At 60.4% G+C, this 20,858-nt stretch carries 18 protein-coding genes and 1 pseudogene; 9 read left to right on the top strand and 10 right to left on the bottom strand.

Annotation, left to right across the window (positions count from 1 at the left end; translation table 11 throughout):
* The 8 genes and pseudogenes from ACIQTW_RS21385 to ACIQTW_RS21350 form a co-directional block, all read right to left on the bottom strand.
* Positions 1–730: pseudogene (locus tag ACIQTW_RS21385) on the bottom strand (hypothetical protein); the annotation flags it as partial.
* Positions 730–1,449 (bottom strand): hypothetical protein, encoded by a 720-nt coding sequence (locus tag ACIQTW_RS21380; RefSeq protein WP_402941408.1) that lies wholly within the window; start codon positions 1,447–1,449, stop codon positions 730–732. The gene ACIQTW_RS21380 and the pseudogene ACIQTW_RS21385, both read right to left, overlap by 1 nt.
* Positions 1,446–1,757: a hypothetical protein gene (locus tag ACIQTW_RS21375; RefSeq protein ID WP_402941405.1), complete on the bottom strand. Its 312-nt coding sequence runs from the start codon at positions 1,755–1,757 to the stop codon at positions 1,446–1,448. Before ACIQTW_RS21375 ends, ACIQTW_RS21380 begins: the two co-directional genes overlap by 4 nt.
* 11 nt (positions 1,758–1,768) lie before the next feature.
* A complete protein-coding gene (locus ACIQTW_RS21370; protein WP_402941402.1) occupies positions 1,769–2,401 on the bottom strand; it encodes a DUF6668 family protein in 633 nt (210 codons plus the stop codon).
* Between the two features lie 8 nt (positions 2,402–2,409).
* Positions 2,410–3,975, bottom strand: a complete 1,566-nt coding sequence (locus ACIQTW_RS21365) for a ParA family protein (protein ID WP_402941399.1) — start codon at positions 3,973–3,975, stop codon at positions 2,410–2,412.
* 66 nt (positions 3,976–4,041) lie between these two features.
* Complete coding sequence (locus ACIQTW_RS21360) at positions 4,042–4,524, bottom strand: hypothetical protein (RefSeq protein ID WP_402941397.1); 483 nt, start codon at positions 4,522–4,524, stop codon at positions 4,042–4,044.
* Positions 4,525–5,604 carry a M23 family metallopeptidase gene (locus ACIQTW_RS21355; RefSeq protein ID WP_402941394.1) on the bottom strand — a complete coding sequence of 360 codons (1,080 nt, stop codon included), beginning with the start codon at positions 5,602–5,604 and terminating at the stop codon, positions 4,525–4,527.
* Positions 5,601–6,035 (bottom strand): hypothetical protein, encoded by a 435-nt coding sequence (locus ACIQTW_RS21350; protein ID WP_402941392.1) that lies wholly within the window; start codon positions 6,033–6,035, stop codon positions 5,601–5,603. The genes ACIQTW_RS21355 and ACIQTW_RS21350 overlap by 4 nt, the downstream gene beginning before the upstream one ends.
* 350 nt (positions 6,036–6,385) lie before the next feature.
* Here ACIQTW_RS21350 and ACIQTW_RS21345 point away from each other — a divergent pair, with 350 nt between their 5' ends.
* The 9 genes from ACIQTW_RS21345 to ACIQTW_RS21305 all read left to right on the top strand — a co-directional run bounded on the left by ACIQTW_RS21345 (position 6,386) and on the right by ACIQTW_RS21305 (position 16,349).
* Complete coding sequence (locus tag ACIQTW_RS21345) at positions 6,386–6,658, top strand: winged helix-turn-helix domain-containing protein (protein WP_402941389.1); 273 nt, start codon at positions 6,386–6,388, stop codon at positions 6,656–6,658.
* Positions 6,659–6,746: 88 nt separating this feature from the next.
* Positions 6,747–6,947: a hypothetical protein gene (locus ACIQTW_RS21340; protein WP_402941386.1), complete on the top strand. Its 201-nt coding sequence runs from the start codon at positions 6,747–6,749 to the stop codon at positions 6,945–6,947.
* 144 nt (positions 6,948–7,091) lie between these two features.
* A complete protein-coding gene (locus ACIQTW_RS21335) occupies positions 7,092–8,441 on the top strand; it encodes a hypothetical protein (protein WP_402941383.1) in 1,350 nt (449 codons plus the stop codon).
* 509 nt (positions 8,442–8,950) lie between these two features.
* Positions 8,951–9,127 carry a hypothetical protein gene (locus ACIQTW_RS21330; RefSeq protein ID WP_402941380.1) on the top strand — a complete coding sequence of 59 codons (177 nt, stop codon included), beginning with the start codon at positions 8,951–8,953 and terminating at the stop codon, positions 9,125–9,127.
* A gap of 97 nt (positions 9,128–9,224) precedes the next feature.
* The gene (locus tag ACIQTW_RS21325) at positions 9,225–9,620 is read left to right on the top strand and encodes a hypothetical protein (protein ID WP_402941377.1); all 396 of its coding nucleotides are present in this window, start codon (positions 9,225–9,227) and stop codon (positions 9,618–9,620) included.
* Between the two features lie 161 nt (positions 9,621–9,781).
* Entirely contained in the window at positions 9,782–10,426 is a 645-nt protein-coding gene (locus tag ACIQTW_RS21320) for an AAA family ATPase (protein WP_402941374.1), read from the top strand.
* Positions 10,417–10,710: a hypothetical protein gene (locus tag ACIQTW_RS21315; RefSeq protein ID WP_402941372.1), complete on the top strand. Its 294-nt coding sequence runs from the start codon at positions 10,417–10,419 to the stop codon at positions 10,708–10,710. The genes ACIQTW_RS21320 and ACIQTW_RS21315 overlap by 10 nt, the downstream gene beginning before the upstream one ends.
* Before the next feature lie 240 nt (positions 10,711–10,950).
* Positions 10,951–11,295, top strand: coding sequence for a TnpV protein (locus tag ACIQTW_RS21310; protein WP_402941370.1), 345 nt, complete (start codon positions 10,951–10,953; stop codon positions 11,293–11,295).
* A 38-nt stretch (positions 11,296–11,333) separates the two neighbouring features.
* Positions 11,334–16,349 carry a helicase-related protein gene (locus ACIQTW_RS21305; RefSeq protein WP_402941367.1) on the top strand — a complete coding sequence of 1,672 codons (5,016 nt, stop codon included), beginning with the start codon at positions 11,334–11,336 and terminating at the stop codon, positions 16,347–16,349.
* Positions 16,350–16,431: 82 nt separating this feature from the next.
* Here ACIQTW_RS21305 and ACIQTW_RS21300 read toward each other — a convergent pair whose 3' ends face one another.
* Positions 16,432–18,759, bottom strand: a complete 2,328-nt coding sequence (locus ACIQTW_RS21300) for a hypothetical protein (protein ID WP_402941364.1) — start codon at positions 18,757–18,759, stop codon at positions 16,432–16,434.
* Positions 18,756–20,699, bottom strand: a complete 1,944-nt coding sequence (locus tag ACIQTW_RS21295) for a site-specific DNA-methyltransferase (RefSeq protein WP_402941361.1) — start codon at positions 20,697–20,699, stop codon at positions 18,756–18,758. Before ACIQTW_RS21295 ends, ACIQTW_RS21300 begins: the two co-directional genes overlap by 4 nt.
* Positions 20,700–20,858 lie beyond the last annotated feature (159 nt).

Genomic DNA, 20,858 nt, shown 5'->3' with positions numbered 1-20,858 from the left:
TGAGCTTGAACGCCGTTGCATAGATCAACGCAGCCGCTGGCTTGTACAAGACGAAAGCGATGATCCAGCCCACGCAACGCTGGAACCACTGACGGCCCATCTCCGTGTTCGTGAAAGCAGCAGTGGTCGGGAAGATGCCCGCCAGCACCACGAGAAGGCCCGAACGGAACACCATCAGCACAAGCTGAATCAGGGAGATGATCACTGCCAGCAATCCCAGGACAATAACCAGAATGACGCCGATGTTGCCCGACAGATTGATCATCGCGGCCAGGTTGGTGCCGAAGCCGGCTCCTGCCGTGGCCTCATCAATCAGCCATTTCGCGAGACCATCCGAGGCTGTGACCAACAGCTGGATCGCGGCAACACCACCAGCTGAGACAAGAATGAAGCGGACCAGCCCTACGGCGACCTGCCGCAAAGGCTCGCCGCGCTGCTCCCAGATCATCCGGCCAGCGCCAACAAGGATAGCCAGTACCGCCAGAGACAGCGTCCAGAACCAGAGGTGTCCCTGTAAGAACTCAACCTCAGCGGAGGATTTCGTTCCAGCGGAGATCAATGGAGGAGTATCGACGTTCACCCAGAACGTGCCCAACCATGCAACCGCTTTGCCAAAGGCCTCAGTTACACCTTGGGCAACCTGCTCCAGGGCGCTGCCGGTCAGGTTCTTAACACCTTCCTTGCCGACACAAACTAAGTCACCGAACGAGCATCCTTTTTCGTCAGCCATTAGGCACCGGCCCAGGTCACCATGTTCGTGAAACTGTCGACCTGTGTAGGTTGAGTCTCGGTTACGACAACCTTCCAGTCGCCCTTTTCCCAGCTCAAGGTGTAAGGCGCAGAGAGCTTTACGCCGTTAGAGCTCGCAACTCCGATTTCCAGTACGGCAAGGTCGTCGGTGTAGGAAACGACGCGGAACGCCGCGATCTGCATCGACAGTGAGTCGTCGCGAGGTGAAAAGGTTGGAGGGTTGCTGAGGTAGCGGTCCCGGGCGGGGCCGTCCGCAGCGAGGTGTTTGAACAGAACGTCGGGTTTCCCCTCAGTGCCGTAGCTTACGAAGTTAGCTGCTGCGTAGAGTGCGCCTGTCGGGTTGTGCGCAAAGCAGGTGCGTACTCCGTCGACAGACTTGCCCGGGCCGAACTTCGAGCTGTCGACAGGGACGGCCGTCTTGCCATTGAGTTCCCATTTGGAAACTAGGCCTGGACCGGGGATGGTTTGGTCACCCTTGGGAAGCCCGCAAACGCTGTCTCCCGGAGCAGCGGCCGGCGCTGCGGAACTCTTATCGGTTGTGGGTGTTGGTTGCGCGTTGGGCGCTGCTCCCACAGGTGGGAGCAGCGTGTACACCACGGCCAGGACGATGATCACGACGATGACGGCACCGGATGCGAGGAACCACGGCTTAGTGAACGGGTTCTCCGCCTTGGGTGTTGGGTCTGTGCTTTCGCTCATGCGGTGCCACCCGAGGCAGTGACGACGGCCCCCACGAGGCCGGATGCGACAGCGGCGATGATGCAACCAGCGAGAACCCAGATAAGGCCGGTGGCGGCCTGTCCCCCGCCGTTGCCCTGGCGGTGGTCGAACATCATCTTGCCGGCCACGATGAGGACACCGGCGACGGCGATCGCGAAGACGATCCATGAGACCCAGCCCAGGATCGTCAGCAGACCGTTTGCTCCCGGAGGAGTGCCGGGGATCGGCTGAGGAATATCGGCTACAACTGCCCCTGCGACGAGGACGGTGTTGGTGAATACAGACATTTCTTTCTTCCTTACTGTGATGGGGTGTGCGCTGCGATGTGCAGCTGGATGTCGGCCACGGTGTTGCGGACTTGACGGGGCAAATCCGCTAACGCGGGGTGTACGCCCCGCCGCCAGTCCTCCACCCACGGCATCCGCCATGTGTGGGGGACAGCGCCCGAGACCGTGATGATGAGGTCTTGCAGGTCTTTTGGCAGTTTGGAGGGTGAATCGGAGACGATCACCAAACCTGCCAAGGCCAAGGGTTCGAGTGCTCCCGAAGCCCATTCAATGGCTGCCGACTGAGCCGAACGCAGGCCTTTCGCGTTCGAGCGGCAGACAAGAAGAACGCTGTCCTTGCCCTCCAGCAGTGGCGAGTCCTCCCGAACAGGCCATGCATGGGAGGCCCGCCTGGACCCCTCCAGCAGAGAAGCGATGGTGGATTCCCCTGCCCCGCCGTGCGTGCCCAGAACCCACAGCCCTGCCGGGCTCTCGTCGACGTTCTGCCGGTCCAAGTGCCCCGCACCGGCCAGCCGGCCGATACCTTTCTGCGGGCGGGCCGGACCCAGCGGCAGACGGGCCACCGTCACCGGGGCGCTGTCCTTTGCCTCCGGTTCTCCGTTCACCGCCTGAATCCATTTCGATTCCTGCCCTGTGGTCATCATGGTCTTTCCTAGTGAGCTTGAGTTGTCTGGCCACGGCGGCCGCTGGTGATCTGTGGAGTGGGGTTGGCCACGGCGTCCTGCAGCTGCACAACCAAGGCAGCGGCTATGCGCACGAATGCTGCACGCGTTGCCGGGGCCAGCTTGTCGAGCGTGATCGCGCCACGCTCAGCCAGGTGTGCGTCGTAAGGGACCGTGAACATGCGGTCCTCAGCCACACCGGTCTGGTGCATGAAGTCCTTCACCAGACGCTCGACCTTGTACTCCGGACGGCCGTCGGAGACCCGGACGACGATTGCCCGGTTGGCAAGCTCCCGGAAGTGAGGATCGTCGTGGGACTCGAGGAAGTGGAACAGCTCCACTGCCTCACCCATCGAGTCCGAGGCGTTCATCATCGGGACCAGGAGAGCATCGGACGTTGCCAGTGCACCGGCAAAGGCCGAACTCGTGTACACGTTGCCCGAATCCATGGCCCGGATTGTGTAGAACTGGTCGATGAGGGCGGAGACGGTCTCGATGGACTGACGGTCCAGCGGCGCACGCCGGGTCGGGCTTGAACCGAAGGTATGCGCGAACGAGGTCTGCGGGATGGCGTAGCCCTCCAGCTGGGCCTTGGTGGTCACGTTGGCGGCGTTGAGCACCAGCTCCCCGATGCCGCTGCGCTGCTCACCCTCTGAACGGCCCGCCAGCTGGCCGGGATCGTCCGAGACTTCCATCATCGCGACCGAACCGCCACGGATGGAGGCGAGGATCCCGGAGACAGAAACCGTCGCAGGGGTCTTGGCCGAGTTGCCCTTCTTGTTGGCAACCGTGAACGCAACGGAACCGCGCTGCCACGTGGCTTGGCGGATGATTCGTTCGCAGCACAGGAGCTCAGCCTGCTCGCGGCGTGCAGCTGCTTCACTCACGCCTGGGGCCAGCTTCGAGGACCCGCCAGTGAGTTTGTTCAGCCACCCGTTGAAGCCTTGCTCTGCAGGCCCGTCCTGAACGAAGTTGTCCAGGTCGTAGCCGTGGCCAAGGACGTAGAACAGTGAATCGTCCTTCTCCCGCTCTGAAACGGTTGTCACTGCCGACGCGTTCACGAACTCGGGGTTCCACCGGCTTGAAGCAGCAGCTGGGCTTTCAACGGTCCCGTCCGGTTCCACGGAGAAAGGTTCCTGCACGATGACCGGCGCCGGACGGCTCGCTCGATCCCGTGTCACAGCAGGTGCGTGCTCTTTCACGGCCACAGTTGCGGCAGGTGCTTCCTGCCGCACTGTTTCAGGCTCGACCTGAACTTCCGGCTCATCGGCCTCAATGGCTTCCGTTGGTCGCTTGTCATCGAGTTTGAGAGTCCCGTCAGGGTGAACGAGCAGCACCTCGATGCCTTCGTCGTCGCTGGTGGTAACCCGAAGCGTCTGGCCGGCGAGTTCTGCTTCTTTCACAACCATGGTGATCAGTGCGCGCCGGACGTCGTTGGTCGATTCCCCGCCCACGAGCTGTTCGTTGGTGCCGATGATCAGCACGCCGGTGTTGTCTCCGTTGATGCGGGCACTGATGGGAGGGAACTCCCTGATGGATTCCTTGTCGGTTGCCATGTCATCTCTCTTTCTTGTCAGTTCCTATTGCCGCGTCTGCGGCCCTGCGGTGTTGTGCCTGATGGATCAGGCGTCCTTGGGTGCGATTGAGGTGACCAGCCACGGCTCGTGCTGGTCCATCCGGTGCAGGAGCAGGACCCATGGGCCGCTGTTCGTGGCGAATTCCGCCGTGACCGTCATCGGGTTGCCTTGCTCCCGGGTCAGTACCGGGCCGGAATGGATCGTGTTGACTCGGATCCTTGCCGGGTCAATGTACTGGGCATCGACGGCGTATTCCTTGGACAGGTGAGGGAAGATGTCCGTGTACCACTGGCGCTCCGGTACATTCGGGCGTGCGAACAAGCCCATGACCTTCGTGGCCACGGCCTTGACGTCCTCTTCCGATTTGGCGTCCCATGTGACTTCCGGGACGTTGTGATAGTGCTCATCGGCCCCGTGTTCGTCTGCCGAGGCGCTAGGGATAGGTTCTGTGTTCGAGGCCGGTGAACAGCCCGAGACAGCTAGGGCGGACACGGTCAGGACGAGGCTGAGTTCCTTCCAACGGTTCATTTACAGCACTCCCTTTTCCTTGAGGATCGGACCGGGGTCGGTAGTGGGATTGATCGGGACCATGGGATTTGGCAGGGCTCCGGCGAAGAACTCCATGTGCAGGTGGCGGCCGGTGACGTTGCCGGTAGCGCCCTCGGTGCCCAGCGGCGTCCCAGCGGAGACGACGTCGCCTTCCTTGACCTTCACCGACCCGGCTTCCATGTGATACATGCCGATGGTCAGCTTGCCGTCCATCGTCTGACCGGTTACGCCGGTACCGAACAGGCCGTCGAGATTGCGCACCTTGACGATCTTCATGTCCGTTACAGCCACGATCGTCCCCGGCCCGCCCGGGTGAACGAAGTCAATCCCGTAGTGGAAGTTCGCCAGCACTCCCCCGGCAGTTCCGGGCGGTGCCGGACGCGGGCCGTAACCGCTGGACATCGTTGCGCCTTCCATCGGCGCAACCCACTTGCCAGCCAGCTCGCCGACGACAGACCCACCAGGTGCGGGGCACGCGCCGGATGCGTCGATGCCAGCGGCGGCTTCCCCGCCCAGGGCCTTCACGATCTCAGTGGCGGCACCCCGGAACTGTGTGTAGTGGTTCGGGTAGTCATTGCGCTGAACCCGGTGAATAGCGAGGCTCGGTTCAAGAGCTTCCCATCCCTCCACTCTCTGCAGAGCCTTGAAGAAGTTCGTGGCCGAAATCGTGGGGTCCATGCGGTCCGTGTAAGAACCCCACGCGCCGTTGTCCCGCTGCTGGAACAGGCCGCGCGAATCGGGGCCTGCTCCGTCGCCGTAGTCAATGACCTTCAGCGTTGACTCTCCGATGGCTGCCTGCACGCCCAATAGCTGTGCCGCTGACGGGAGGCCGAGAGCCTTTGCCGCTTTCATGATCGCCGCGGCGTTTTCCAGCTGGACTCCCGAGAAAGCTCCCACGGACCCCGGGACCATAGCTCCACCCACGGAAGCTGCAGGTGCCTTGCAGTCCGAAGCGCTGGCGGGAGAACCACCGAGGAATACGGGGATCCCCAGAAGGATGAAGATCGGCAGGACGAAGATTGTGACTGCGGCGATGACACCGACTGAACTCTTGTTCACTCTGACACCACCTTGGCCTTGCGCACCCACGAGTCCGACATCCACAACGGACCAGCTGCCTCGACAGTCAGGACCACGTCAGGACGGCGAATGCGAAACACCTCACCCGGGCGACCGTCCGCGAAAACTCCAGCGGCCGGATGAGACGTCAGCAGGCCAGAGCCCACAAGCTCAACAATGGTGCTGCCAAGGGACTCCCCCAGCCCGGTGCGCCGGGCCAGTTCAGCCTCATAGGTAACACAGGCAGCCCGGCCCTCCACGAACTCCCGTTCATCCATCATGTCCAGCAGCTCGGACAGGACGCGCCTTTGGCTGGCGCAAACGTCCAGACCAGCGATCCAGGAACGGAATACCTCACGCTCCTGGTCCGCACGTTCCCGCAACTCTCTGTGCATCAACCACTCAGTGCCGAACGGCAGCAAAATCTTCAAAACCTGTCCCTCCCCACTGGGCATCACTTCCACAAGTAGCAGATGCGGGTGACAAAAATAGAACACCTGTCAAGATAATCCAGACGATGGACCAACACGTATTGTCCCTGCAAAACGGTCGAAGCGCTTGTCACACGAATCGGTGAGACGTACGTCTCGCCGATGCAAGCCCGCGAACCGAGTACCGTTCTTCAGCGTTCATACCTCCCACTGTAATGCATTTAATGCACTACTCATAGCAGCTAGTGCATTAAATGCATTAGCATGGGGCGCAACGGTACGTAGGACAAAATAGAAGGATGCCCCGCTATGTCAGCCCCACCTCGCCTATGCCAAAGAAGGTCGCACGCATGACTGCGATCCTGGGCATCCCGTCATTGCGGGCAGAAATTCTCCGATACCTGTCGCAGCATCCTGACGGGGCGACCTCGGGTGAGATAGCGACTGCACTGGGCACCAGATACCAGACTGTGCAGCGACACTTGGAACAGCTGGAGGAATTGAAGGCGGTTAAGGCAAGCGTGAAACCACCCAGGCGGGGGCATCACGTGGTGTTCAAGATTAAGCCGGGCGTCTTGGCGGAAGCCATCGAAAAGAACGCTTCATACATCCAAGGTTCTTAACGACACGCCGGGCCACCTCCGCCTCCCACTTAATCGAAGCTGCTTCACCTTGGATGGGTTTATCCCACTTCGAGGAACAGGAGACAAAATGCCTATGCCAAGCAAGGGCAAGCGTCATAGCGTCACCGCGCGCCTGCCCATCGCAGAAGCAGAGAAATTGGAAGCGATCGTCAAGGCCACCAATGACACTCGCGGCGATTACATTGTCCGGCTCGTGATCGCCCACCTCGCGACCGTTGACCTCGAAGCAGTTGAGGCCAAGCAGGAGGCCCTACCGATGGCCAGTTAACTAGGAAGGCCCGCACTAGGCGGGCCTTCAACAAGTATGACGTTCAGATCTCGTTCTTGGCGGGACTGCGATCTGAACTAAAAAGCTTCCTCTCGCGAGGACGCTCCCTTTTTCGTACCTTCGAACGAAAGGTTACTGCTCCCTATGGTAGCGGACCTTGCTGTGCCGTCAACGCACGCGCCGATCCACATCATCCCTCGTGTTGTCCCCGGGGAACGTCTTCCCCGCGTCCCTGGCTACGTTGCTGTGCAAGGGTTGCCGGGTTTGTGGAAGAAGCGGGACGCCGCGCTTGTGGGTGAACACACCAAGCGCACAGAGGCTCCCAGACGCGTCAATCGCTTGGTCGAGCGGGATGAAGAAAACGTTCTTCGTGCCGTACCTGAGGGCAGCTGCATCTTGACCTCAGATTTCGACTGGCTCGATGCCATCGGACAGCACCCAAAACTCGCGTTGCGCAAAGCCGACTTCCGCCGCAATGTTCTGGCTGTCGCTGCACTTCTGCTCTTGAGCTTTGATTTCAACAGCCACACCGTCGCGCCCGGCAACGCCTATCTCCGTGCCACGGCGGGTATTGGCAAGGGCACCTTGGGCAGGGTCAAGCGCTGGCTCAAACGCTACGGGTTCCTTGCTGACGTGGCCGGCGGCCGCTCAGCGATCTACACGCCCAAGAACTGCCTTGGCTTCTCCAACCTCCACAAGAAGGGAGAACGCGAGGAACGGATGGCCGACCGGGCGGTTTATGTCCTGTGCCGTCCTGCCACCGAAGAGGAGCTGGCACAGTTCGGGGAGGAGGAGGTTCAGCGCATGGATTTCAAGTGCAAGCTGGACCCGCTGCTGGGCCTGTTCGGGCTTGCTGTGGACATAAATGGCAACCCTATCCACTCCAAAGGAAAAACCTCCCCCAAAGCCATAAAGGCGTGGGCTTCGCCCACACTGAAATCCTATTTTGAGGCGGCCACTAAGTACGTGGCCGACATAACGGCCGCTCGTACAGATATTTCGTGGCCACTGGACGGGACGACAAGCGCCAATGACCAGGCAACCCGCGATTTCAACGAGTTGCAAGCGGCCCGAACCGTTCAATGGCACTCGCCACCGCTCCGTAAGCTACGCTCACGGCATCTGGCGAGGATCCTTGCCCCGTTTTTCCGGGCCGACTACACCCCTGGCGATATCCTGCACGCCCTGGACACGAAACCTGACGGTTCAGAGCACCGGCATGACGGATTCGACGGCGCGAAGGACGTTGCCAAGCTGCTCCAACACAAGCTCAGCTTCTGGCGGCTGAACGGCCAACCGGTCTACAGCCGCAGTCAACGCGCCATCCAGCGCTCACAACAGCTCAAAGCCCAGGCCGAAGCTGACCGCCAACGGCGCCAACGGGCGGCGGCAGAGCCCCGTCCAGCTGCCCCGGCAGGGTCTTGGCGGACCCGCTTTGCCGACGACTACCAACGCGGCCTCCGAGAGGCCGCTGCACGCGGCACAACGCGCTGACACCCAGTGTGGATCGCTTTGAGATTCATCCTCCGGTCTCCACCGGCCCACAGTGGGGACAGCGCAAGAACGCGGACTGTCGGATACCTACAGTTTGGGATCCGCCGGCACCAGGTCACCGCGGCAACCCAAAACCCCTAGAACACGCGGAATCCGTGAATTTACCCGGAAATCCGCTGTGTAGGACTCCTACAACCGGGCCGGTTTCCCATGGTCCAAGACTCGGGCGTCCGTCTCCCCCACCGTCTTAGGCCGGGTCTTTCAGCCGGGACGACACACATCTGGTGCGCGGGGCGGGGCTTAGCTGGGGAGAGGAACCGTGAGCACGGGGCTGGGTTCTAAGGCGCTCGGGGGGCTACCAGCGAGCTACTGACGGGGATTACCGCAGCGGGGGACGGCGACCACCACAAACCCTAGAAATCTCCTAGGGGTACTTGCAGTAAAGTTCCTAGGGGGAATAGATTAGGAGCATCAAGAAGCCCACTCCCCCCTCCAACCAAGGAGAAATCATGCAGAACAACTACCTTGCCGAAGCAATAGCATTGGTCACCGAAGCGTCCCGGGACCTCCCTCAGGACGCTTCGGAAGCTGCGGCGATCAAGGTCAACATGGCGCAGGTTTACGCGACCCTGTCGCTGGCACAGGAAGTCGGGACCTCAAACGCAGCTAGGGTCGCGACACAGTAGTATCTGCCCTCCTAGCCCCCCTTCGATAAGACCGCAAAGGGGGGCTACGCTCGGGACTGGAGTCCCCCGCCTACGCCCAAGGAACGACAGAGGAAAAGTGACCATAAAACGAGAGCTGGAAGCCGTCGCCCACAAGGAAGGTAAGTGGTGGGAAATTCACATCCATGAGCTTGATCGGGTGACTCAGGCCAGCCGGACGAAGGATATCCAGGACATGGCCACCGACCTCGCTGCCATTGCGCTCGACCTTGACCCCGACGAAGTCAAGGTGAATGTCGTCCTGAGGCCGCCCGGAGAGGTCATGAGTCGATGGATGCAGGCGCGGGAAGATGCTGAGAAGGCGCAGGAGCTTTCCGCCAAAGCTGCGTCTGAATCGCGCGCTGTCGTCGCGGAACTTAGCCAGCAATTCACCATTACGGAAGTAGCCCGCATGCTGGGCATCTCCACGCAGCGAGTCTCCCAACTCAAAGCCAGGAACTCAGCCGAGGCATAGCCGGCACCGCAACGTAGCAACTTGCTAGTATCACCGTGATACTGTTTTGATGCTAGTATCAAAACAGTTCCGAAATTATACTGGTGCAGTATCGCCACGCGACTAAAACCTAATCGCCCTGATATCAGGGCAGTAGCATTCAATCTCTTGGAGAGGAAGACATGCCAATAATCCTTGTCGCTTGCCAGAAGGGCGGGTCAGGCAAAACGACGACAACAGTCAATGTCGCAGCTGAACTTGCTCGCTTGGGCCATGACGTCCTGATTGCCGACTGCGATAAAACCACCAAGTCGTCCACCACGTGGGCGCAAGACCGTACCCAGGACGACACGCTCCCCCGCGTCCACGCCATCCAGAAGACCGGTAATGTTCGCGAGGCCCTGAAGGACCTCGCTACCCGGTACGACTATGTGATCGTCGATGCCCCGGGCCATGACAGCCAGGAAATGCGGACGGCCATGACGGTAGCGGACCTTATGGTGATTCCTACCCGCCCGTCCCAATTCGATCTGGATACCCTGCCCGATATGACCAAGTTGGTCGAAATCGCTCAGGACATGAATCCCAAGCTCAAAGCATTCGTTCTGCTTGCGCAGGTCCCCACGGACTCGAATGGCTCGGAACAGGACGAGGCTAAGGACTACTTGCGGGATTACCCGCAGCTCCCCCTCATCGACGCGGCTCTGAAGTCCAGGAAGGCCTACCGCGACAGCATCCCGGCAGGCCGAGGCGTTATCGAGTGGTCAAACCCCAAGGCAAAAGCCGAAGTACAGGTACTGGTGAAGGAGATCCAAGGATGCCTATAAAGAAGCGCGACGCACAACCGACGTCCCCCGTGACGGCTGACGAGGATGTCATGGCGAAGAAGGCCGAGGAATTCGGCAGAGGTGGGTATGCGCCGGAAGTGAAAGAGACTTCTCTGGACCCCAACGCGCCCGTTGGCCCGCAGGGAATCGTGTTCCGGTTCAACGACTACCAGAAGCAGCTGCTCAAAGAGGAAGCCGAAGCCGACAGGCGCAGCCAGCAAAAGCTCCTCGAATCCATCATCTGGCCTGAACTGGAGCGTCGACGGGCAGCCCGGACCCAGTGACGGTGCAGTATCCGGGCAGTATCAAAACAGTACGTGGTGATAGCAGGGTAGTCGCAAGCAGCGACACCAGTCAGCCTGTCCCTCACCCCCCTTTGACAGGTAAACCGGGCGAATCCCCGATAGCGTGACCTTCGAACCAGAAGAGGCACCAGGGGGAGTAGTCCATGGCGGGACGTAAGAAGCAAATCGATGGCCAGCTGAGCTTTGACGCTCTGTGGGCGGCACCAGAGGAGGACCGCAATGAACAAGTACGGCAGGCAGGCTCAGGAAGCCTGGAAGGTGGCCAGCCCCACCCAATACAGCCAGATTCAGAACCCGGACGAGTTCTTCACGAATCTGGGGGAGCAAGCCCAGGAACAAGTGGACGAACTGCAGATCAAGCTGGCCGGCCCGGACCCGCAAGGGGAGGGGTATCTGGAGAAGGTAGGCCGGTTGAACGCGGCACGGAACCAAGCCGAGGAGATCGTCCGGTACGAACTACTCTCGCCCCCGGAGACGGAGGACGAGGACGAGAACGTCAATCCGGAACTGCAGCGGTACCTGAACTCGATGGCGGAAGCGGAAGAGCTGCGCCAGCAACTGTAGCTGGCGCGCAGGGTTTCCGGCCCGCGTCGCAAGAGGAATTGGCGCCGTCAGGGGCCCGGAGCCGCATCAAGGCGAACCTTGAAGCCCTCGAGGTACTTCAATCGCTGCAGACCGAGAACCGGCCAGCCACAGAGACTGAAAAGGCTTCGCTTGCACGGTGGGGGAGTTGGGGAGCGCAAGGCGTCTTCCAAATCTTCGATGAAGAACGCGAAGAATATGCCGGAGACCGCGAACACTTGCGCAGCCTCCTGACCGAGGCCCAGTACGACGCCGCCCGCCGCACCACGATCAACGCCCACTACACCGACGCCGCCTACGTGAAGGCCATGTGGGCAGCGGTGCAGGACCTCGGCTTCGACGGTGGGACCGTCCTGGAACCCGGATCCGGCGTCGGCACCTTCATCGGCTTCGCCCCCGAGAACGCAGAGATGACCGGCGTCGAGCTGGACCCGACCACCGCAGCCATCTCCCAAGCCCTCTACCCCGAAGCCACCGTCCGGGCGGAGTCCTTCGCGGACACCAAACTACCCAGCGGCCACTTCGACCTGGCCATCGGCAACGTCCCCTTCGCCAACGTCACACTGCACGACCCCCGCCACAACGCCGGCGGCCACTCGATCCATAACCACTTCATCCTCAAATCCCTGGAACTGACCCGCTCGGGCGGCATGGTGGCCGTGCTGACATCAAGCTTCACCCTGGACGCCACGAACCCGGCAGCACGACGGGAAATGAACCAACTGGCCGACCTCGTGGGGGCGGTCCGCCTGCCCACCGGCTCGCACCGCAAAGCAGCCGGCACCGACGCCATGACCGATCTACTGATCTTCCGCCGCAGGGAACCCGGCCGGGAACCGGCCTCCACACTCTGGGAGACAGTCAGCGCCCGCAGGATCGACGGGACCATCACCCGCCTGAACTCCTACTTCGATGAACACCCCGAGCGTCTGCTGGGGGACCTGCACGTGGCCCACGGCATGTACGGGGCCGAAACCCTGCAACTGACCACCGATGACCTCTCCGCTGTCCCGGAACTCCTGGAAGCAGCGCTGGCCGACGTCGTGGCCGAAGCAAAAACCGCAGGGCTGGTCATCACGGCACGCACAGAAGAGCAGGAACGCCAGCGCGCCGCCTACGTCCCGGCAGCTGCTAAGGAATGGGAAGGTCACATCAGCGCCAACGACAACGGCTTCACCGTTGTCGAAAACGGCTCCCACACCGAACTCGCCGTTCCCAAAACCCAAGCCGCTGAACTACGAGCCCTTCTCGGCCTCAGGGACGCCGGCCGCAAGCTCCTCACCGCAGAAGCCGACAGCCGCGACGACAGCCACGAGATCGACGCGCTGCGTGATGAGTTGAAGACCGCTTACAGCCAATACGTGGACACCTATGGCCCGATCAATCGCTTCACCCTCCGGGACACCGGACGTGTGGATGAAGAGACGCAGGAGCCCATCCAGGCCCGCATCACACCCCGGGCTGTCTCGATCCTTGGCCGTGACCCGTTCGGACCCCTGGTCAAGGCACTGGAGAACTTCGACGAGGCCACGCAGACGGCCTCCCCGGCCGCTCTGCTCTCCAGCCGTCAGGTCCAGCCCCGCCGCCCCATTCTTGGCGTCGACACCGCAGAAGAAGCCCTCACCGTCACCCTCGATACCGTGGGCGACGTTGACCTAGACTACGCCGCATCGTTGTTGGGCATCAGCCGCGAGGAAACGCGCGCCGCTATGGGGGAGAGCATCTACCAGGTGCCCGGCCCGGACGAAACCTTCCAGACACGTGCCGAATACCTCTCCGGCAATGTCCGCGAAAAGCTCGAAATCGCGCAAGCCGCCGCGCTCACTGACGAACGGTTCAAAGCCAACGTTCAGGCCCTGACCGAAGCCATTCCGGAACCGCTGCGCATGGACGAAGTGGAAGCACGCCTCGGCGCGGTCTGGATCGACGCCGAAACCCATCAGGAATTCGTCCGGGAAATCCTCAACGACCCCTACGCCACCGTTTCCAACGCAGCCGGCTCCATGTGGGACGTCAAAGCCAACCGCCACACCCTCGCGGCCACGAGCAACTGGGGCACCCAGCGGATGCCCGCCTCGGACATCCTCAAACAGGTCCTCGAGCAACGGCCGGTCCGTGTCACCGATGAGGGCGAGGACAAGCGCCGGATCCTGAACCCCACTGAAACCGCAGCGGCGCAGGAGAAGGCTCAGCTGCTGCAGGAACGGTTCAGCGAATGGGTGTGGGAGGAACCCGAACGGGCCAACCGCCTCATCGGCGAGTACAACCGCCGCTTCAACTCCATCGTGCTCAGGGACTACAGCACAGAAGGGGAGCGGCTGACCCTGCCCGGGATGGCCAAGGACTTCTCCCCACGCCCGCACCAGCGCGCGGCCGTGGCGCGCATGCTCTCCGAACCAGCCGTTGGCCTGTTCCACCAGGTCGGTGCCGGAAAGACCGCAGAAATGGTCATGGGCGTGATGGAACTGCGCCGACTGGGCATGGTTAACAAGCCCGCCGTCATTGTCCCGAACCACATGCTCGAACAGTTCGCCCGGGAATGGCTACAGATCTACCCCCAGGCGCGCATCCTCGCCGCTTCCTCGACTGAGCTCGCAGGCGACAAGCGCCGCCAGTTCGTTGCCCGCGCGGCTGCGAACCAGTGGGACGCCGTGATCATGACCCGCACCGCGTTCCAGCGCGTGACGCTCAGCCCCGAAGCCGAAGCTGCCTACAAGTCCTCCGAAATCGCACAATTAAGGGCGGACCTTGAAGCGGCCAAGAACAACGGCCAGGAGAACGGACGCGCCAGCTCCAGCATCGTCAAACGCCTCGAAAAGATCATCCTTTCCGAAGAGGAAGTCCTCAAAGCAAAGCTCGACAGCCCTGCCGACCCGGGGATCAGCTTCGAGGAAACCGGCATTGACTACCTCGTCGTGGACGAGCTGCACGACTACAAGAATCTCCGCACGCCCTCCAACATCCCCGGCGCCGCGATCCAAGGTTCACAGCGTGCATCCGATCTTCACATGAAGACGGAATACCTGCGCGAACGTGAAGGACGACGGGTGATCACCGGTGCCACGGCAACACCGATCGCGAACTCCGTCACGGAAATGTACGTCATGCAGCGCTACTTGCGTCCGGACCTGCTCCAAGCAGCGGGGATCAAGGACTTCAACACTTGGGCCGCGACGTTCGGCCAGGTCGTTGAAGAGATGGAACTCTCCGTCGCTGGCGGTGACCGGTTCAAACTCAAGAGCCGGTTCGCGAAGTTCCAAAACGTCCCCGAGCTGCTGAAGATGTTCCACACCTTCGCCGACGTCAAAACCGCCGAAGACCTCAAACTGCCCATCCCGGCCCTCGCCCCACGGGACGGGGATGGGCTCAGGCAGCCGAACATGCTGGTCGTTGAACCCAGCCCTGAACTGCGTAATTACATCCAGGACATCGGCAACCGCGTCGACGCCATCCAGCAGCGTCTCGTGCCCTCCGAGGAAGACAACATGCTCAAGGTCTCTTCAGACGGCCGCAAGGCTGCCTTGGACATGAGGCTCGTGGATCCCGCACTGTTCCAGCACGGACCCACCAAGATCAGCGCCACAGCCGACCTGCTGGCCCGCGTGTACGAAGAACACAAAGACCGCGTTTACACCGACCCCTCCACCGGGGAACCGGAAGCGGCCAGGGGTGCCTTGCAGTTGGTCTTCTGCGACTTCGGCACACCCTCGGAGAAGTGGAACGTCTACGGCGAACTCAAAGACCAGCTCCGTCGCCGTGGCGTGCCCGAACACATGGTCCGTTTCATCCACGAAGCCAAAAATGACAATGAGAAAGGCCGGCTGTTCGCAGCCGCGCGTTCCGGGCAGATCGCCGTGCTCGTCGGGTCCACATCGAAAATGGGTGTCGGCACGAACATTCAAAAGCGTGCCGTGCATCTGGTGGACATGGACGCCCCGTGGCGGCCGGCAGACGTCGAGCAACGTCACGGTCGCATCCTGCGCCAAGGCAACCAGAACCCCGAGGTCCGCATCTCCCAAGTCGTGACCAAGGAATCCTTCGACTCCTTCATGTGGCAAGGACTGGAGCGGAAATCCCGGTTCATCAACCAGATCATGCGCGGACGTCTGGATGTACGGGAAATCGAAGACATCGGGGACAACACCCTGAACTTCGCCCAAGCCAAAGCCATCACCAGCGGCAACCCGCTGGTGCTGGAAAAAGCCGTCGCAGACCAGGAACTAGCCCGCCTCAGCCGTCTGGACCGCGCCTACAACCGCAACCTTCTCGCGGTGAACCACACCAAACGCGGAGAACAAGCAGCAGCTGACGCAGCAGCCCAAGACCTGCCACTGATCCACGCCGCTGTGGCTCGGACCGTCGACACCACCGCGGACGCCTTCAAAGCCCGCATCGACGGCAGAATCCTGGACAGCAGGAACGATGCAGCCGAAGCACTCCGGGCATGGGCAGGACGGCAAGGACACCGGCTCATGAACCTCTACGGATACGAAGAGCTGGGCACCATCGCCACCCTCGGCGGCCACGAACTCCGGGCCAAGCTCGTCCCCGGCAGGGAACTAGACCACGCCACCGTCGAAGTCCGCGTCGAAGGCGTACCCAGAGCGACCACGCAAATATCCCGTAAAGGTCTGCTCTCAGCTGACCTCGGCACCATCAGGCAACTCGAGAACAGGGTCTCCTCCCTGCCACGGCTCGCCGCTGACGTCGAAGCACGCAGACAGGAAGCACTCACCCGCGTCGAGCAAGCCGAGAAAGCAATGGCTGAACCCTTCAAACACTCCGACGCGCTCAAAGCTGCACAGGCGAACTCCGCACGCATCGACCAGCTCATGGCCGACGCAGCAAAACCGGAGGAACCAGCACAGCCAGAACCTCAGCCCACGTCCGGACTCGACCCCGAGCTACAGAAACTTCAGCAGCTCCAGCGAACGTCCTTCCCGACTCGACCCGTCGCGTCCACGGCCACCGCCACAGCAACTGACCAACGAACACCAGGCCAAAGCACACAACGCCAAACCGAATACCGCCGCTAGAACCAGGCACGCAAAAGCCCTGCACAGCTGTAAGGCTGTGCAGGGCTTCTGTGAACACTCTGGGAACTCTTTCGAGCGTCAGTTAATCCTTGGCTGTCGAATCAACCATGTGGGCTACGGCCAGGTCGATGGAGGGGAAATGCTGAGCACGTCGCGTTCCGTCCGATTTCAAGCCCCAGAGGGTGCATCCATCGGTGCTCAGCCTTTCGAACGCTGAATTAAATTCGCCCGGCGTTGCGAATCTGATTTCCAGCCTGACTGGAGTGTCCGTCCGCGATTGCACCATGAGCAGCTTACGACCAGCTTCGCCCTGCAGGATGTGCGGGGCCTTGGTATCGACACAGATGACCTTGTCAGCCGTCCATACGACGAAGTCCGGGTAGAAGTTCGAGGTGTCCCCAACAGAGACCAGAGGGATGCCGTATCCGCTTCGTGGCGGATTTCTGAACCAAGTGTGCCCGGTTTTATCCAAGGATCGTGCGTAGGCGCGTTCGAGATCGTTCAGATCTTCGTACCCGCCATGCAGAGAGTTCGTGAACTTCTCGAATTCTCCATCGCGTACCAATATTGGGCCCACAACGAAGGGATTTGGCTTCCGCTGGACCAAATATACGTTCTCGACGTACGCCTGAACCACGCGGCGGGCCAGGTCTTTGACCTGGTCGAATGCTTTGCTTCCCACGCCGAGATGTACATCAAATCGCTCGTCCGCTGTACTGGCCACATCAAGGGCTCGTGGAAAGAGTCGGAGTACCTCGCGATGAAATATCCAGCGCGCAGATACCTTGTTGGACTCCTCGTAGTCTTCCCAGTCTTGGACTGTTTGAGTGGAGGCCCCGACCGTCTGTTGGACGAGCTTACGGCTACCAACTCCCGTGGTGTTCTTCACCGAATCGCTGTAGTCGAGCATCCCAGCCAAAAGCGTTTCAACCGGCAGGACTGCGTCCTGCGAGCTTAGTGCCGTTCGAGGTATTTCTCTGCGCAGCTTGGGTTTGAGTTCCCTAGGTCGGCTGGAACCAGGAGCCGCCGCTACTATCCGGATTTCGGGTGCGTCCTGACCGAGCCGCGAGGCCACTTCGCTTAGAACATCGCTGAACGTTTCGTTCCTGTCGACGCGGACATAAAAATGAGCGGTATTCAAGCGCTCAGGTGCGTAATGAGTCGCACCCGGCTGACGGAGCACCCGCCCGATAACCTGCGTGATCTGCACGCTGGATTCCATCGACTTGTCGATGTATGCGAAATAGACATCAGGATCATCCCAGCCTTCTTGAAGGGTCAGATTGAAGATGATGTGTCGGTAGTCTCCGGCCGTGAACTCCGCGTAATCCTTCTCTCCACCTCCAAAGAGCACAAATTCAGGCGGCAGCGGGTAATTCTTGTGGACATCGAGGTTCGAGTACACCGCGATTTCGCTGGCATCGACGCCGCACTGCTCTGTGAGGTATCGCCAGATCAGAATCGGCGGCGCTTGACGCTGGCCAAAGGGCTGCTGCGGGTTGTCCTTGCGGAAGGCATCGTCAGCAAGGACGTTGGTTTTGCAGACGTAGATAGCCTTCGGAGCTGTGTCAACGCCATACTCAGCAGCGTCGATTTCAGCTTCTTTCATATCCGCCAGCATGGCGGAAACCGTCTCTTCCATTGGGCTCTTATAGCCGGCCAGAGAAAGAGTGCTTTTCACAAGACCTTGGGAGACCACCACGGAAGATTGCACTGACGTGACGAGCCAATCGTCAGACCTGCCCGATCTTCTCAAATGGTCAATTTCCTGGACCATCAGCTGGGGTAGCCGCATGGTGGCGCTTGCAAGAAGGAAGGCATCAGGTTGCTGCTTTAGCAAGAGCTGCGTTTGTTGCTCTGAAAGGTTCTGCGCTTCGTCGTAGACGACAAAGAGAGGTCTTTTGACCCCGGACGCATCCTTGCGCTCGGCCAGCGCCTCCCAGGTGGAGGTTCCAGTGTTGTCTATGTCGGCCTTGAAAATGTTCCGGTTTCCTCCGTCCATGTCCTTCTGGTTGAAGGTACCCACGGTCGCGAAGAAGACGGATGGCGTATCCGCCATTTCTACATCAGAAGGATCGTATTCGCTGAGCAGCCTTACAGTTGCAGGCCCAAGAAGGTGGTTGTATTTGCCTCCGTAGGAGAGATTGGCGTAGCTCTGTTCCACGACCACCCTTCCTTTGGATAGCCACAGGATGACGGGAGCAACGGCCAGCGGGGCGGCCATCTGCCGAACGGTGTCGGCCAGAATGACGGTCTTGCCGGCACCCGTTAGCGCAGCGAGGGACTGGAAGAAGGGAACTGACTGTGGGTTGTTCTTTGTGCCCTTAAGAACCTCGTTTCCCTGGTACTCAAGAAATCGATCGGCCATCTGTGATGACGCTTGGCGCTGAAACTGAAAAAGCTGAATCACTGTTCCGCCCCTTGGTCCGTGTATGCCTCGGTTCTCATGTCCAGTCCGAAGTCGATGAGGATTTGGTCAGGGATTCGGTAGAACCTCACGTCCTCGGTGCCGAACAGGTTGTAACGCGCGTAGACGTTATAGACCGGTTCCAGCTTTGCTCGGTTTCCCTCGGTTACACACGCTTCGTAGACCTCTTCCGTGAGGTCCGTATTGCCGTCCGGCCCGTCCCACACGAGGTAAAAACCATGCCGTTCGCCGTTGCGCGCAACCAAATATTGATAATTCGGTTCCTCGTACGGGACCAATGAACTTCCTCGGCGACGACCGGAATCGTGATGCGAGGCAATTACGGTGTCCAGCATCTCGTCGCGTTCCATGCGTAGCACGGCCTTAGCGTCTACCGTCTTCGTCAGCGTCTTGAACACGAACCCGCCCCCGAGAGGCTGGCCTTTTCCATTGGCCCACTGCCCAGTGACAGCACGCTTCAACCGCTCGGCCGTGAGCGTCCGGGCATAGGAGTCTCCCTTTAACGGACGTCCTTGCTCGATGAGAATGAACCTTCTGTCCGCTTCTGTCATTTCGTTTAGAGCCAATACCGCGTGGCCAGTGGTTCCTGAGCCAGCGAACGGATCCAAAATGAGGCCGTCCGGGGGGCACCACAGTTGGATTATCTGCTGCATCAACATCAAAGGCTTGACCGTCTCGAAACCATGGCCTTTGCCGACGACTGCATCAAGCTCGCGGATACCTGTCTGGCTGTGTCCTACGGTTTCGTGTTCCCAAGACACAGATCCAAGTTCTTCCGGCATGGCATCAAAGTCCACGTCCGCCCAGTAGGTCATGGGGACGATGCCCTTCTTGACCTTTTCGAGGTATCTCTTCCGGTTCGGGCGACCCTGCCCGTCCTTTCCGAACCATAGTTCCGGCCAGACCTCGTTGTCGCGGACCTTCTCGGCGGCGATCCTTGAGCTTTCGAGAATGCCAGAGTCTATGCTTCCGTCCGGTTTCACGCCTTTAAGTACAAGGGCAGGGGAAGGCGCATGGTCGTGCAAGTCCACCGTCTGGTAAGGCGACCCCCACTCCTCGAGCCACTTTTTCATTCTTGTCCGGCTCGCGGCCCAGCAGCGGCCTTCAGGTGGGTACTGGACCTCGCCTGTGAACGGGTTTTGTATTCCATACACCTGCCCGGCATGGGTGGACGCGCCCATAGCCGTGGCGTTATCAACCCGCCACAGTCCCTGGGGATCGTTGTCGGGATTCTTGTATTTGGCATCGGTGGACACGCCACGCTCCAGCAGGCCCGTTTTCACATACTCGGCATTGCGGGCGTACACAAGAACGTACTCCGTGGCGGTGGAGACGTTGCCGTCGTGGCTCTTCGGGGCGTAAGCCTTTTGCCAGTTGATGATGGCCAGTCTGTTCTTCTCGTCGAAGATTTCATCCAGCATCTGCCCAAGGTGGAAGAGCTCGCGATGGTCAATGCAGATGGCCAGAACACCGGACTGCTTGAGCATTGAATGCATCATCTGCAGGCGGGGGTACATGAACTTCATCCACTTGGTATGCCGTGCGGTGTCTTCATAGCTGACAAATTCGCCAAGACCAGGATCGTTGGGATTCTCGTCCCACTTGTCGTTGTACCTGAAATCGTTCCCTGTGTTGTACGGGGGATCCGTCAGAATCAGGTCAACATGGCCACGCCAGCGATAGAGCGAGGCCAGACCTTGCAGGTTGTCGCCCTCGAGGAGCAAATTATTCGATTGTTCTTCCTGGCTACCGTGTGAAAGACCAGGGATCCGGCGCTGCACTCTGGGGCGCACCAGCCGCGAAATTCTGCGAGCCTGCTGCTTTCCAGTGAACGAAAGATTTACGCCAGCCCCGGTTTTCTCCTGAATAATCTCGATGAGCTGCTCAACTGTAAGCAGGTCAAGGTCTTGCAGATCATCCATAGAGCAGTTCCTTCAGAGAGAGGGCGGCTTGAAACGGCCAACCCGGAGCACAGCGTGACGTGGATCGGCAACCCTAGGGGATCCCGATCCTCAGCCATTACATCAGGGGGTGCAGACATTCTTGAAACCCCGGCGCAACCGCTGATTCTGACGGCGAAG

This window comes from Paenarthrobacter sp. NPDC090517 (assembly GCF_044769165.1).
Classification (GTDB): domain Bacteria; phylum Actinomycetota; class Actinomycetes; order Actinomycetales; family Micrococcaceae; genus Arthrobacter.
The sequence above is the reverse complement of the archived record's forward strand: the minus strand, read 5'-3'. Positions and strand labels throughout refer to the sequence as shown.